At 68.3% G+C, this 14525-nt stretch carries 13 protein-coding genes; 5 read left to right on the top strand and 8 right to left on the bottom strand.

Translation table 11 applies throughout. The features are described from left to right. Positions 1-44: 44 nt before the first annotated feature. Both argJ and argC read right to left on the bottom strand, forming a co-directional pair. Positions 45-1211: a bifunctional glutamate N-acetyltransferase/amino-acid acetyltransferase ArgJ gene (argJ, locus tag OM977_RS07080; RefSeq protein WP_264356789.1), complete on the bottom strand. Its 1167-nt coding sequence runs from the start codon at positions 1209-1211 to the stop codon at positions 45-47. Then, positions 1208-2251 (bottom strand): N-acetyl-gamma-glutamyl-phosphate reductase, encoded by a 1044-nt coding sequence (gene argC / locus OM977_RS07075; RefSeq protein WP_264356788.1) that lies wholly within the window; start codon positions 2249-2251, stop codon positions 1208-1210. Before argC ends, argJ begins: the two co-directional genes overlap by 4 nt. A gap of 220 nt (positions 2252-2471) precedes the next feature. Between argC and OM977_RS07070 the strand changes: the two genes are divergently transcribed. Beyond that, a complete protein-coding gene (locus OM977_RS07070) occupies positions 2472-3560 on the top strand; it encodes a fatty acid desaturase family protein (protein WP_264356787.1) in 1089 nt (362 codons plus the stop codon). Between the two features lie 153 nt (positions 3561-3713). Then, on the top strand, positions 3714-4679 hold the full coding sequence (locus OM977_RS07065; protein ID WP_264356786.1) for a quinone oxidoreductase family protein: 966 nt from the start codon (positions 3714-3716) through the stop codon (positions 4677-4679). A 76-nt stretch (positions 4680-4755) separates the two neighbouring features. Here OM977_RS07065 and pheT read toward each other — a convergent pair whose 3' ends face one another. After that, positions 4756-7299: a phenylalanine--tRNA ligase subunit beta gene (gene pheT, locus OM977_RS07060; protein WP_264356785.1), complete on the bottom strand. Its 2544-nt coding sequence runs from the start codon at positions 7297-7299 to the stop codon at positions 4756-4758. A 2-nt stretch (positions 7300-7301) separates the two neighbouring features. Beyond that, positions 7302-8363, bottom strand: coding sequence for a phenylalanine--tRNA ligase subunit alpha (pheS, locus tag OM977_RS07055; RefSeq protein ID WP_264356784.1), 1062 nt, complete (start codon positions 8361-8363; stop codon positions 7302-7304). Positions 8364-8586: 223 nt separating this feature from the next. Between pheS and OM977_RS07050 the strand changes: the two genes are divergently transcribed. The 3 genes from OM977_RS07050 (at position 8587) to OM977_RS07040 (ending at position 10967) form a co-directional block, all read left to right on the top strand. Further along, the gene (locus OM977_RS07050; RefSeq protein WP_264356783.1) at positions 8587-9060 is read left to right on the top strand and encodes a hypothetical protein; all 474 of its coding nucleotides are present in this window, start codon (positions 8587-8589) and stop codon (positions 9058-9060) included. Continuing rightward, positions 9057-9719: an SIMPL domain-containing protein gene (locus OM977_RS07045; protein ID WP_264356782.1), complete on the top strand. Its 663-nt coding sequence runs from the start codon at positions 9057-9059 to the stop codon at positions 9717-9719. Before OM977_RS07050 ends, OM977_RS07045 begins: the two co-directional genes overlap by 4 nt. A 63-nt stretch (positions 9720-9782) precedes the next feature. Further along, positions 9783-10967, top strand: coding sequence for an Rv2578c family radical SAM protein (locus OM977_RS07040; protein ID WP_264356781.1), 1185 nt, complete (start codon positions 9783-9785; stop codon positions 10965-10967). A gap of 108 nt (positions 10968-11075) precedes the next feature. On the opposite strand, the gene OM977_RS07035 is transcribed toward OM977_RS07040, so the two are convergent. From OM977_RS07035 to OM977_RS07020, 4 genes are read right to left on the bottom strand one after another with little or no spacing between them, the layout of a single operon-like run. Beyond that, entirely contained in the window at positions 11076-12449 is a 1374-nt protein-coding gene (locus tag OM977_RS07035) for an NAD(P)(+) transhydrogenase (Re/Si-specific) subunit beta (protein ID WP_264356780.1), read from the bottom strand. Beyond that, positions 12446-12781, bottom strand: coding sequence for an NAD(P) transhydrogenase subunit alpha (locus OM977_RS07030; protein WP_264356779.1), 336 nt, complete (start codon positions 12779-12781; stop codon positions 12446-12448). The genes OM977_RS07035 and OM977_RS07030 overlap by 4 nt, the downstream gene beginning before the upstream one ends. Next, complete coding sequence (locus OM977_RS07025; RefSeq protein ID WP_264356778.1) at positions 12781-13920, bottom strand: Re/Si-specific NAD(P)(+) transhydrogenase subunit alpha; 1140 nt, start codon at positions 13918-13920, stop codon at positions 12781-12783. Before OM977_RS07025 ends, OM977_RS07030 begins: the two co-directional genes overlap by 1 nt. 39 nt (positions 13921-13959) lie before the next feature. After that, positions 13960-14421, bottom strand: a complete 462-nt coding sequence (locus tag OM977_RS07020; RefSeq protein ID WP_264356777.1) for a (deoxy)nucleoside triphosphate pyrophosphohydrolase — start codon at positions 14419-14421, stop codon at positions 13960-13962. Between the last annotated feature and the right edge of the window lie 104 nt (positions 14422-14525).

The following is a 14525-nucleotide window of genomic DNA, read 5'->3' as shown; positions in this document are numbered from 1 at the left end:
CTGTTCGTCCTTCTGTACGTCCTTCTGTTCGTCCTTTCAGGCGGTCAGCTGGAGTAGGCGCTGTTCTCATGGACGTAGTCGTGCGTGAGGTCGTTGGTCAGGATGGTGGCTTCGGCGTCGCCGGACTGCAGGTCGATTTCGACGATGACCTCGCGCGGTTCAAGATCCACGAGGCTGCGGTCTTCGCCGATGCTGCCGTTGCGGCAGATCTGCACACCGTTCATGGACACGTTCAGCCGGTCGGGTTCAAAGACCGCGTCCGTGGTGCCGACGGCCGAAAGCACGCGGCCCCAGTTGGGGTCCTTGCCGAAGATGGCGGTCTTGAAAAGGTTCGAGCGGGCCACGGCGCGGCTGACGGTTTCCGCGTCCCGCTCACTGGCAGCGTTGAAGGTGCGGATCGCGATGTCGTGGCTCGCGCCCTCGGCGTCGCCGATCAGCTTGCGGGCCAGTTCCGCACAGACCTGGGTGAGGCCCTTGCCGAACTCAACGCCGGACGGCACGGCTCCGGACGCGGCCGAGGCCAGCAGCACCACGGTGTCGTTCGTGGACATGCAGCCGTCCGAGTCTGCCCGGTCGAAGGTCACCCGGGTGGCGTCGCGGAGGGCGACGTCGAGCATGTCCGGCTGGACGTCGGCGTCGGTCGTCAAGACCACCAGCATGGTGGCAAGGCCGGGAGCGAGCATGCCGGCACCCTTGGCCATGCCGCCGATGGTGTAAACGTTTCCTGCGGCGTCCATCCCGGTGTAGACAGCCTGTTTGGACACGGAGTCTGTCGTCATGATCGCCGTCGCCGCGTCGGCTCCGCCGTCGGGGTTCAGTGCTGTCGAGGCGGCACCGATGCCGGCCTGGATCTTGTCCATCGGGAGCTGTTCCCCAATGAGGCCGGTGGAGCAGACGAATACGTCGGTGGCGGAAACGCCGAGCGACTCGGCGGTCTTCTCCGCCGTGGTGTGGGTGTTCTGGAAGCCCTGCGGGCCGGTGCAGGCGTTCGCGCCGCCGGAGTTCAGGATGACGGCGTCGACGCGGCCGTCCTTGACGACCTCGCGGGACCAGTGCACCGGCGCTGCGGCGACCCGGTTGGAGGTGAATACGGCCGCGGCGGCCTTGGAAGGTCCGTCGTTGACGACGAGGGCCAGGTCAGGGTTGCCGGAGGCCTTCAGCCCGGCGGTGACGCCGGCGGCGCGGAATCCTTGCGGGGCGGTGATGCTCACGGTGCAACTCCCTGCAGTTCGAGGCCGGCCGTTTCCGGCAGGCCCAGGGCAATGTTCATGGACTGCACGGCGCCGCCGGCGGTCCCCTTCGTCAGGTTGTCGATGGCGCAGGTGACGATGACGCGGCCGGTGTGTTCATCGAATGCCAGCTGCATCACAGCGTGGTTGGACCCCTGCACCGACTTGGTGGCGGGCCACTGGCCCGCGGGGAGCAGGTGAACGAAGGGTTCGTCGTCGTAGGCCTCGCTCCAGGCGCTGCGCAGTTCCTCGGCCGTGACGCTGCGTCCTGGCCGGCGCCGCACCCTGGCGGTGGCGGTGGTGAGGATGCCGCGGCTCATGGGGGCCAGCGTGGGCGTGAAGGAGACCGTGACCGGCCCGCGGGCGGCCTTGGACAGGCCCTGCTCGATCTCCGGGGTGTGCCGGTGTCCGCCGCCGACGCCGTACGGGCTCATGGAGCCCATGACCTCGGAACCGATGAGGTTGACCTTGGCTGCTTTGCCGGCCCCGGACATACCGGAGGCGGATACGATCACGACGTCGTCTGCCTCCAACAGGTCGTTGCTGAAGCCGGGAGTGAGGGCCAGCAGGGCCGACGTCGGGTAGCAGCCGGGGACGGCGATTCGGGTGGCGCCGCGGAGTGCTTCGCGCTGGCCGGGCAGTTCGGGCAGCCCGTAGGGCCAGGATCCGGCGTGCGATGATCCGTAGAATTTTTCCCAGGCGGCCGGGTCCTCCAGGCGGTGGTCTGCTCCGGCGTCAATCACCACCGTGCCGGGCGGGAGCTGGGCCGCGATCTCTGCCGAGGTGCCGTGCGGGAGTGCAAGGAACACGACGTCGTGGCCGGACAGGTTCTCCACCGTGGTGTCTTCAAGGATCCGGCTGGCCAGACCATGGAGATGCGGCTGCAATTGCCCTAGTCTGGAACCGGCGTTGCTGTGCGCCGTGATGGCGCCGATCGAAACGTGGGGATGACCGGCCAGGAGCCGCAGCACCTCGCCGCCGGCATAACCGCTCGCCCCGGATACGGCAACAGAAATAGTCATGGCTCCGACTATACAGCAAGACTATGCATAGGTGTCGATATTTATGCATACACTCGGCGTGTCCCGGCATGCCCCCGAGGAGCAGCCCCCAGTACGTCCAAGCCCAGAGAGGGGCCTACGCTGTAAATCTACAGCGTATGCTTAGCAGAGGGTGATCCAGACCGCGCAGTCCGAATGTCGGCTGCAGCGTTGCCCGTGACAGTTACGAGGCACCCGCTACATGACCACCACCGCCACGCCGGAGCGCCCCAAAACGCGCGTCCGGCAAACCAACGCCGTCGTCCTGAGCTATTCCGAGCTCCTGAAGAGCGTGAAGGCGGCCGGCCTGCTCGAACGCCGCGTCGGTTTCTACATCACGGTGTTTTCCGTCCTGGCCCTCTTGATGACCGCCACCTGGTTCGGCTTCGCCCTCATCGGCGACAGCTGGTTCCAGCTCCTGATCGCTGCCGCCCTCGGCGTCCTCTGCACCCAGCTGAGCTTCCTCGCCCATGAGGCCGGCCACCGCCAGATCTTCGCATCCCGCCGCGCCAACGACTGGGCCGCCCGCCTGCTCGCCACGTCGGTAGCCGGGATCAGCTACTCCTGGTGGGAGCAGAAGCACGGCGCCCACCACAACCACCCCAACGTCATCTCCAAAGACCCGGACATTGCCACCGGCGCGATCGCGTTCCACCCCGAGGGCGCCGCCACCCGGCAGGGACGCTTTTCCTTCCTGACCCGTAAGCAGGGCTGGTTCTTCTTCCCGCTGCTGTTCCTCGTGGGCCTGGGCCTCCAGATCGATTCGATCAAGTTCATCCTCCGCCGCGCCAAGGTCACCCACCGCTGGGTCGAAATCCCCATCCTCGCGGTGCGGTTGAGCCTTCTTCCGGTGCTGGCGTTCACCTTCCTGCCGCTGGGCATGGCCTTTGCCTTCATCGGCATCCAGCTGGCCGTTTTCGGTTTCTACATGGGCGCTTCCTTCGCCCCGAACCACAAAGGCATGCCGGTGCTGCCGGCGGACAGCCGGGTGGACTTCTTCAGCCGCCAGGTCCTGACTTCCCGGAACATTTCCGGCGGCCGTTTCATGGACATCCTGCTCGGGGGCCTCAACCGGCAGGCGGAGCACCACCTCTTCCCGGACATGGCCCGCCCCCAGCTGGACAAGGCCGCCGTGATCGTCCGCGAGTACTGCGCCAAGCACCAGGTTCCGTACACCGAAACGACGCTGCTGCAGTCCTACGGCATCATCGTCCGCTACCTCAACGACGTCGGTCTTGCCGCGGGCCGGCACTTCGAATGCCCGATGGCTACCGTGACCCGCCGCTACTAAAGCGGCCGCTCTCCGGCGGCCAGCAGGCCACTCGATAGCGTTTGACCCGAAGTGACGGCCGGATTCCGGCCGTCACTTCGTCGTTGGTGCGCATGTCCCTAGGATGGACCGAGGATCCGGCCAGGAAATCCCCGGCCGAAGAAGGAGACGCAAATGATGCATGCAATCGTCGCCCGCCAGGCGGGAGGACCCGAGGTCCTGGAGCTGGCCGAGGTGGAGCGTCCGGAACCCGGTCCCCGCCAGTTGCTCGTGAAGGTCGCCGCCGTCGGCGTGAACTTCATCGACACCTACAAGCGCAGCGGAGCGTACAAGGTGGCCTACCCCTTCACTCCCGGGTCCGAGGCGGCCGGCACGGTCGAGGAGGTCGGCGAGGGCGTCTCCGTATTCTCCCCCGGCGACCGGGTGGCCACCGCGGAGGCCGCGAACTGCTACGCCGGGTACGTCCTCGTCGACGAGGACAAGGCGCTGCCGGTTCCGCGCGGTGTTGACGATTTCACCGCGGCCGCCCTCCCGCTGCAGGGGATCACCGCGCATTACTTGATCAACTCCTCGTACCGGGTCGAGCCCGGCCAGACCGTGCTGCTCCACGCGGGAGCCGGCGGTGTCGGCCTGCTGTTGATCCAGCTGCTCAAGGCCAAGGGCGCCCGCGTCATCACCACCGTCTCGACGGACGACAAGGAGCAGCTGGCCCGCGATGCCGGCGCCGACCATGTGCTGCGCTACGAGGGCTTCTCCGCACGGGTGCGGGAACTGACCGACGGGACCGGCGCAGATGTGGTGTACGACGGCGTCGGCAAGGACACCTTCGATGGTTCCCTCGCCGCGCTCCGCATCCGCGGCACGCTCGTGCTCTTTGGTGCCGCCTCCGGTCCGGTCCCACCGCTCGATCCGCAGCGGCTCAATTCCGGCGGTTCGCTGTACCTGACCAGGCCGACGATAGGCCACTTCCTCCTCAACCCGCAGGAACGCCGGTGGCGCTCGGATGAGGTCTTCGCCGCCGCCGCCAGCGGCGCCCTGAGCGTGCGGATCGGGGCCCGCTACGACCTCGCCGACGCGGCCCGTGCCCACGAGGACCTCGAACAGCGCCGCACCTCCGGCAAGGTCATTCTGGTTCCGTAGTCTCCGGACCCGGCAAGCAAGAAAAGACTCCCCGCGGCCTACTGGCCGCGGGGAGTCTTTTGAGTCCGGGAGTGCGTCAGCGCTGGACGGCTCCGAAGCGCTCATGGGCAACTGCCACGGCGCTTTCGCGGGCGGCGGACGCTTCGTCAGCCGTCAGCGTGCGGTCGTCGGCACGGAAGCGCAGACTGAACGCCAGCGATTTCCGGCCCTCCTCAATCCCTTTGCCCGCGTAGACGTCAAAGAGCGCGACGTCTTCCAGCAGTTCGCCGGCGCCCTCGCGCAGGGCGGCGAGCACCTCTTCAGCCGGAACCTCGCGGGGCACCACGAGGGCGACGTCCTGTGTGGCCACGGGGTAGGTCGAGATGTGCTTGGCAACGATCACGTCCGCGGCGGCCTCGAAGAGGGCGTCGGCGTTGAACTCGAGCGCCACTGAGCGAGCCGGCATGTCGTGCGCGGCCAGCAGCTTCGGGTGCAGTTCGCCGGCGTAGCCCACAACTTCGCCGGTACGGAGCGCCAGCTGCGCGGCACGTCCCGGATGGAAAGCCTGGTGGCGTCCCTGGCTGATCACGATGTCTACGCCGAGCACGTCGCCGGCGAGCCGGGCGATGTCGAGGGCGTCCGCCCAGTCCCAGGCACGCGGCGCGTGCCCGGCGGCCGCCGGGGAATCGTGCCCGGTCAGCACGGCCGCGAGGAACAGCGGCTGGTCCGGGACGCCGTCGTACAGGGCATCGAGCACCTCATCGCCGGGCTTGGCGCCCAGCGGCGGGATCGAGGCTGTGCCGAGCGTCTCCCCCGGCAGGAAGACCAGTCCGGCCTCGAACAGTGCCAGGTCGCGGAAGCCGCGGGAGTGGTTCCGCTTGGCCGTATCGATCAGGCCCGGCAGGATCGAGGTCCGCAGGTAGCCGTGCTCCTCGCTGATCGGGTTGGCGAGTTTAAGCGCCTTGCGCGCCACGCCTTCCTCGGGGCCACCGAAGGTGTCGTTGGCGGCCTTGGAGACGAAGGGGTAGGCCAGGACTTCGGTCAGGCCGGCGTCGGCCAGGGCCTGGATCAGGCGCCGGCGCTGCTGCTGGACGCGGGTCAGGCCGCGGCCCGGAGGCGCCACCGGCAGGGACGCCGGGATCTTGTCGTAGCCGACGAGCCGCGCGATTTCCTCGGAGAGGTCCTCCTTGGTGTCCAGGTCATTCCGCCAGCTCGGGGCAGTCACCGTCCAGCCGTCGGCGGCTGTCACCACGACGGCGCCGAGGTCCTCGAGTGAGGTGACGATCTGTTCTGCGCTGAAGTCGATGCCGATCCGCTCTGAGGCGAAGGCCGCGGGCAGTTCGACGGTGACGGCGTCCGGTGCGGTCCCGACGTCGGTCCCCTCAGCAGCGGCGGTGCCGCCGGCGAGCTCGACGAGGAGGTCGACGGCGCGCTGGGCGGCGAGGTGCGCGACGTGCCAGTCCACGCCGCGCTCGAATCGCTTGGACGCCTCGGAGGGCAGCTTGTGCCGGCGGCGGGAGCGTGCGATCGAGACTTCCTCGAAGTGCGCCGCTTCAATGAGGATGGTCGACGTCGCATCGCTGACCTCGGTGGAGGCACCGCCCATCACACCGGCAACGCCGATGGGTCCTGAGCCGTCCGTGATCAGGAGGTCCTCGGCGTCGAGCGCGCGTTCCTTGCCGTCCAGGGTCCGAAGCTTCTCCCCCGCGACGGCGCGGCGCACCACGATCTCGCCGGAGAGCTTGTCCTGGTCGTAGAAGTGCAGCGGCTGCCCGAGTTCGAGCATGACGTAGTTGGAGATATCGACCGGCAGCGAGATGGAGCGGATGCCGGCGAGCCGGAGCCGGGAGGACATCCAGGCCGGGGTGGGCCGGGTAGCGTCCACGCCGTGCACAGTGCGGGCCACGAAGCGGTCGCAGCCGGGCTTGCCGTAGATCGGGGCGTCGTCGTTGAGCTTGACGCCATAGCCGCCGGTCAGCGCCTCCGGGGCCTGCACCTTTGCGGCGGGGTCGGTAAAGCCGGTGCCGGTGGCGTGGGCGTATTCGCGGGCCACACCACGGATCGAGAACGCGTAGCCGCGGTCCGGGGTGACGTTGATTTCCGCGGCCTGGTCGTAGAGGCCGAGGAGCTCCATCGCATCGGTGCCAAGCTCCGGGTCCAGCCCGATCCGGGAGAGCACCAGGATACCGTCGTGGTCCTCACCGATGCCGAGCTCGCGGACGGAGGCGATCATGCCCGCCGAGAGGTGGCCATAAGTTTTCCGCGCGGAAATCCGGAAGTCTCCGGGCAGCACGGCGCCGGGAAGGGTCACCACCACCTTGTCGCCCTCAACGAAGTTGTGGGCACCGCAGATGATGCCCTGCACGCCGGACGGGTCGATGCCATCGCCGGTCAGGCTCTGCGCCTGGCCCTCCGGGACCACCCGGACCTGGCACCAGTTGATGGTCTTGCCGTTGGTCTGGGGCTCCTTGACGATGGTGAGCACCTGGCCCACCACGACGGGGCCCTGCAGGCTGTCCGTGGGGCGGTGGACCGCTTCTTCCTCAAAACCAACTTTGACCAGTTCGGCCATAACGTCCTCGGCCGTTGCACCGGCCGGTACCTGTGCGAATTCTCGCAACCAGGAAAGGGGGATACGCACGGTTAGATCTCCATCCCGAAGTGCTCGCTGAAACGTACGTCGCCTTCGATCATGTCGCGCATGTCGCCGACCTCGTTGCGGAACATGAGCGTGCGCTCGATGCCCATGCCGAAAGCAAAACCTGAATAAATGTCCGGATCGATGCCGGCAGCGCGGAGCACGTTGGGATTGACCATGCCGCAGCCGCCCCATTCGATCCAGCTGGGCCCGCCTTTGGCCCCCGGGTGCCAGATGTCCAGCTCCGCAGAGGGCTCGGTGAACGGGAAGTAGTTGGGGCGCAGCCGGATCTGGGCCTCGTCGCCGAACATCTGGCGGGCGAAGTGCTCCAGCGTGCCGCGAAGGTCCGCCATGTTGAGCTTCTTGTCGATGGCCAGGCCTTCGAACTGGTGGAACACCGGGGTGTGCGTGGCGTCCAGTTCGTCGGTGCGGAATACCTTGCCCGGGCACAGCACGTAGATCGGCAGTTCGCGTTCCAGCATGGAGCGGACCTGCACCGGGGAGGTGTGCGTGCGCATCAGCAGGTGGGCTTCGGGCGGCTCCACGAAGAAGGTGTCCTGCATTTCGCGGGCCGGGTGGTCCGGCTTGAAGTTCAGCGCGTCGAAGTTGAACCATTCCGATTCGACCTCGGGACCTTCGGCAATCTCCCAGCCCATCCCGACGAAGATGTCGGCGACGCGTTCCTGCAGGGTGGACAGCGGGTGGCGGGCACCGGCCTTGCGGCGGCGCGGAGCAGCGGTGACGTCGACGGTCTCCTCGACGAGGATCCGCGCGTCGTTCTCGGCCTCGAGCTCGGCGGTGCGGTCCGCGAGCGCCTTGTTGACGCGGCCACGGGAGCCCCCCATGAGCTTGCCGGCGGCGGCCTTCTGGTCCTTCGGCAATCCGCCGATCTCACGGTTGGCGAGGCTCAGCGCGGACTTTTCCCCGGTGTGCGCGAGACGCACGGCCTTGAGTTCATCGAGGGTGGAGGCGGCGGCAATGGCGGCGACGGCCTGGTCTACGGCGGCGGTGATGGCGGCTTCATCCAGGGGATTCGGGACGCCGGCGCCCGGCAAAGTTTCAGTCATCTACTGTTCTTAGCTACGAGTCGGTTCATGCCAAAGGCACGGCGCCATCAAAAGTGCTCTGACGCTGGACTTTGACAAAGGGCAGGGCGCGCCGGAACCGTCCGGCGGGCGCTCCCCTCCAGTCTAGTTGAAGGCACTCCAGTTAAAGGGACCCTCGGCGCCCGAACGGAACGGAGCGTCCGCAGGCCTCCCCGGGGCCGGTTTCCCCGGCTAGCATGGCCCCATGAAGTCCGGACAACGGCTGCGCCAGATCGCGAACGTTCTGAACGGGTCGACCCCGCTGGGTTTGCTGCTCGCTGCGTCCGCGCGCACCCCCGTCCGCCGCGGTCCCCGGGGCCTGTTGATCGCCACGGGCTACCGCTGGCGGCTGCCGTTCGCCGGGGCCTTCACTGTCGGCAACGTGGTGCTCTTCCGGGCCGGACCGGACCGGGCACTGGCGGACGCGGTCCTGCTCCGGCACGAGGAACGCCACAGCACCCAGTACGCCTGCCTGGGGGTGCCCTTCCTGGCGCTGTATTTCCTCGCGGCCGGCTGGTCCGTCCTGCGGACCGGCAACCCCGGTTCGGCCAACATCTTCGAGCGGCACGCGGGACTGCAGGCAGGCGGCTATCCGGATCCCAAGTCCGCAACAACCATCACGGCACGGCGCGGCATGCCGGGGCGCCGTGTCCCGCGAGCGGAACGAGGCATGACATGACGGAGAGCCCGCGGAGTATTTCGGTCAGTGGTGCCGGCAGCGCCGACGCCGCACCGGACCTGCTCACCCTCCTGGTCGGCGTCGAATGCCGCCGCGAAAATGTCGGCGACGCGTACGGGGGCGCCGGACGCGTCTCCGCCGCGATCACGGCGGCGCTCCGGGGCGGCGGCGTGGACAACAGGGACATCAGCACGTCCGGGCTCAATGTCCGCGCCGAAGTCAACTGGCAGGAGGGCCGGGGGCAGACCGTGTCCGGCTATCTGGCCTCCAGCGTGCTCCGCGTGCGGATCCGTGAGCTGGCGGCGTCCGCCAGGATCATCGCCGAGACCGTGGCGGCTGGCGGCAACGACGTCCGGCTCAACGGCCTCGAACTTGGCTTCGCGGACCCCGCCGCCGTCACGGCCCGCGCCCGGCAGGCGGCCTGGGCCGACGCCCTAGCCGCGGCGGAGCACCTGGCATCCCTTGCCGGAGCCCGCCTCGGCAAAGTGCTGTCCATCGCCCAGCAGCCGGGCTATCCGGCGCCCATCCCGGTTGCCGGGATGCAGCGCGCCGTCGCCACGGATTCGCTCACGGTCGAGGCCGGCGAGTCCAGCGTGAGCGCAACGGTGGACGTCGTCTGGGAACTTCTCGACTACGTCCGCGGCCCGTTGACGCGGTAGTTTGCCGCCGAATCACCGGATGGAATGCTTGACTTTCATTCGAACATAGATTCGAATGTAGGCATGAGATGGGACGCACAGGCACTCACCCCGGCCGGCACGAAAACGGGCCCCGAACCCGGGGACGGTCCCCTGGCTGGCGCTGGCATTGATGTGGATCGAGGATCCACGGCGGCCCCCGCCACCGATGCGCTCCTGCCGCTGCTGGGGCTGGTGCGTTCCGTATCCACGCCTGAGTTTGCCGGGGTCACCTTCCATGAGGTCACCGCCAAATCGGTGCTCAACAAGGTGGTCGCCGGTTCCCGGATGCCGTTCGAGTGGACCATCAACCCCTACCGCGGCTGCAGCCACGCCTGCGTCTACTGCTTTGCCCGCAAGAGCCACACCTACCTGGACTTCGACGCCGGGCTGGATTTCGACAGCCAGGTGGTAGTCAAGATCAACGCTCCGGAGGTCCTGCGCCGGGAACTCGCAAAACCGTCCTGGGGCCGCCAGCACGTTGCCCTCGGCACCAACACCGATCCCTATCAGCGGGCCGAGGGCCGCTACCAGCTGATGCCGGGCATCATCGGGGCCCTTGCCGATTCCGGCACTCCCCTGTCCATCCTGACCAAGGGCACCCTGCTCTCCCGGGATATCCCGCTCCTGAAGCATGCCGCCGCCCAGGTTCCCGTGGGGGTGGGCATCTCGCTCGCCATGACCGACGAGCACCTGGCCGAGGCCGTGGAACCCGGCACGCCCGGGCCCCGGGCACGGCTGAAGCTCATCTCCAGGTTGCGGGACGCGGGGCTCCCCTGCGGAGTCATGGCCATGCCCATCCTGCCGTGGCTCTCGGACAGTGACGAGGCGCTGGATTCCCTGTTCGGCTCCCTCGCGGCGGCCGGCGCCACCGGGGTCACGGCCGGCGCCCTGTACCTCAAGCCAGGAACGCGCGAATGGTTCATGCAGTGGATCGCACGGGAGCACCCCCAGCTCGCGGGGAAATACCGTCGGCTCTACGGCGGCGGTTCCTATGCCTCTAAGGAGTACCGGGCCTGGCTCGCCGGCCGCATCCGCTTCTTTAAGGCCCGGCACGGCTTTTCCGGCTCGCACGGCTTCAGCCACCGTGATCTCAACGGCAATCCCACCCCCGATGACCCCCGGGACGAGGAAGCCCAGTACCCGGCCGGCAGCATCCCCCAGACGGCGAACGTCTCCGGGCAGCACGGACCCCACGCCGCCAGGGCAGCCCAGCCGACCCTTTTCTGAACCGGCACGGTTCCGAACTCGGCCTGTTCCGAACCGGCACGTTCCGAACCGGCCTGTTCCGAACCGGCCCGGTTCCGAACTGGGCCTGTTTCCGAGGGGCGCCGCCAGCTAGAGCGCCTTGACCGCGCCCAGGACCTTGGTGAGCGAGTCTTTCGCGTCCCCGAAGAGGAGCGTGGTCTTTGGGTCATGCAGCAGCTCGTTCTCGATCCCAGCGAATCCCGGACGCATCGAGCGCTTCAGGAACACCACCTGGCCGGCCTGGGCGACTTCGAGGATCGGCATTCCGTAGATGGGAGCCCCCGGAGTGGACTTTGCTGCAGGGTTGACCACGTCGTTGGCCCCGACCACCAGGGCGACGTCGGTGTTCGCGAATTCCGGGTTCACTTCCTCCAGCTCCCGGAGCGCCTCGTAGGGCACGTTGGCTTCGGCCAGGAGCACATTCATGTGCCCCGGCATGCGTCCGGCCACGGGATGGATCGCGAAGACCACCTCGATGCCGCGGGCTTCGAGTGCGGTCGCGAGCTCGGCAATGGTGTGCTGGCCCTGCGCCACGGCGAGCCCGTAACCGGGGACGATCACGACACGCTGGGCGTAGCCGAGCTGCACGGCCACGTCCTCGGGCGAGGAGGAGCGCACCGGGCGGTCGCTCTGCAGAGTGGAGCCCGCCGTCGACCCGCCGCGGAACGCCCCGAACATGATGCCCCCCACGCCACGGCCCATGGCGGAGGCCATCACCTTGGTCAGGATGGTGCCGCTGGCTCCCACAAGCGTCCCGGCGACGAGCAGGAGCACATTGCCCAGCACGATCCCGGAGGCCGCCACCGCCAGCCCCGTGAAGGCGTTGAGCAGTGAGATGACGATGGGCACGTCGGCGCCGCCGACGGGCAGGACCAGGAGCAGCCCGGCCGCAAGGCCCAGCACCAGCACCGCCGGCGCCCAGCCCGCAAAGCCGGTGACGATGACCAGGCCGCCGGACGTGACAGCGCCGGCCAGGGTAGCGGCCATGACCACGGGCATCCCGGAAAAGAGCAGCGGGCGGGTGCTGATCAATTCCTGCAGCTTGCCCACGGTCACGGCGGAACCGGCAAAGGACACCGCCCCGACCAGCATGGTGAAGACCACCGCCAGGCGCACCCAGGGGCTGTCGCTGTGGCCGAGCTCCAGCACCGCAACGAGGGCGGCGGCCCCGCCGCCGACCCCGTTGAACAGCGCGACCAGCTGCGGCATCTGGGTCATCTGCACGCGCCGGGCCACCGGGACGGCAACGGCAGAACCGGCGGCGATGGCGGCCAGGATGAGCGGGATATTCTCCAGCTTCGCGGAGACGAAAACGGTGGCCACGGCCACGAGCGCGCCGGCGGCGCCGATGGCATTGCCGCGGCGCGCGGTCCTTGGTGAGCTGAGGCCCTTGAGCGCGAGGATGAAACAGACGGCCGCCGCCAGATAGAACAGCCCCGTCCATTCGGGGGCGAGGAGGCTCATGTGCCGTCCTCCCCCGCGGCTCCCCCGGAGCGGGGCCTGACGCCCGGCCTGGCCGCCTTGTGGCCGCCGAACATCTCCAGCATCCGGTCCGTCACCACAAATCCGCCGACCAGGTTGGCCGTCGCCAGAACCACCGCGATGAGGGCGATCGTGAGCAACCACGGATCGCTGGCCTGGCCGGCGACGAGGATGGCACCGACCAGGATGATGCCGTGGATGGCGTTGGCGCCGGACATCAGCGGCGTGTGCAGCTTGCTGGTTACCTTGGAGACAACTTCGAAGCCGACAAACACGGAGAGCACTACGACGGTCAGGAGTGTGATTGGATCCATCACTTCAATGCCTCCATAGCGCTTGCGGTCGCGGCGTGCCGGACCGTTCCGGCGTGGGTCAGGCACGCCCCGGCGACGACGTCGTCGTCGAAGTCCGGGGAGACCTCTCCGTCCGCAGTCATCAGGGCCAGCAGGTTAGCCACGTTCTTGGCGAACAGCCGGGAGGCGTCCGACGGCATCGCGGACGCGGCGTCCCGCAGCCCCACCAGGGTCACGAATCCGCCGGCGACCGCGATCTGGAGGTCCTGCCCGGCTTTCACACCTTCGACGTTCCCGCCGGATTCAGCGGCAAGGTCCACGACGACGGATCCGGCCCGCATTCCGGCCACCATGTCGAGGGTCACGAGCAAGGGAGCCGCGCGGCCGGGAATGGCCGCCGTGGTGATGAGGACGTCCGCGGCCGCGACGTGGGGGGCGAGCAATGCGCGCTGGCGCTTGGCCCGGTCCTCGCCGAGCTCGCGGGCGTAGCCGCCGGTGCCTTCGGGGGCGTCGAGGTCCAGGCGGATGAATGTCCCTCCCATCGAGGCGACTTCGTCTGCGGAGGCCGTCCTGATGTCGTTCGCCGAGACTCTGGCGCCGAGGCGTTTTGCGGTTCCGATCGCCTGCAGCCCCGCGACCCCGGCTCCGAGGACCAGGACCCGGGCCGGCGGAATTGTGCCGGCCGCGGTCATGTACAGCGGGAAGAACCGGGGATAGCGCAGCGCGGCCTCCAGCACGGCGCGGTAACCGGACACGAGCGATTGGGAGCTCAGCGCATCCATGCTTTGCGCGCGGGAGATCCGGGGGACGAGTTCCAGGGCGAAGGAGGTGACGCCGGCGTCGGCCAGGGCCCGGACGGCCGGCAGCTCGGAGGCCGGCGAGCCGAAGCCGACGGTGATGGAACCGGTCCGCAGCCGCGCGGCCGTCTCCGGGGTCAGCGGCCGGACGTGCAGGAGCACATCCAGCCTCTCGTACGGCAGTTCCGGAACAACCGTGGCTCCGGCCGCTGCGAACGCCTCATCCGAGTAACCGGCAGCCGTCCCTGCACCGCCCTCCACAACAAGCTGGAGGCCCAGGGCGGTCAGCTGCTGCACCGTCTCCGGCGTGGCAGCGACCCGCCGTTCGCCCGCACACTGCTCCCGTCTGACACCGACCTGCACGGGCCCTCCTCTCAATTCGCTTCAGCGTAGTTGCAAGCTTCACGCTTTGGCGAGGGGCAGAGCCGGACGCTCAGCATTCTTCAGCACTGCCAGGAGCGCTTCCACGATGGGCAGGTCAGCCGGGATCCACGGCAGCGCCAGAACCTCACGACGGTTCCCGAGGTCGATCCAGCGGAGTTCGTCGTGGTCCTGCAGGGGAAGCGGTTCGCCGTCGACCAGCTCGGCGAACCAGACCCGCATCGCGGCGCGTTCGTTCAGCGGCCAACCAGAAGCGGAGCCGGCTTTGAGCTCACCCCCGAGCCGGACGTGAACGCCGAGCTCCTCCAGCAGTTCGCGGTGCAGGGCCTGTTCGGCCGACTCTCCGGACTCCACCTTGCCGCCCGGGAATTCCCACATGCCGGCAAATTGCGGAGGCGCGGTGCGCCGTGCCACGAGCAGCCGGCGGGGGTTTGCCAGCGAATCCAGTACGGCACCGCCAACGACGCTAATAAGTCCAGTCACGACCCCAAGTCTAGGTCGGCGGCCGGTTAAGGGAGAATGGAGACAGCCGCCCTTCCCTTTACCGGAATACCTGGCGCGCCCCCAACGTTGTATAAATCAGATTT

It is taken from the genome of Pseudarthrobacter sp. MM222 (genome assembly GCF_947090775.1).
Taxonomy (GTDB): Bacteria; Actinomycetota; Actinomycetes; order Actinomycetales; family Micrococcaceae; genus Arthrobacter.
Note: the sequence above shows the minus strand (reverse complement) of the source record. Positions and strands in the feature narration are given on the sequence as shown.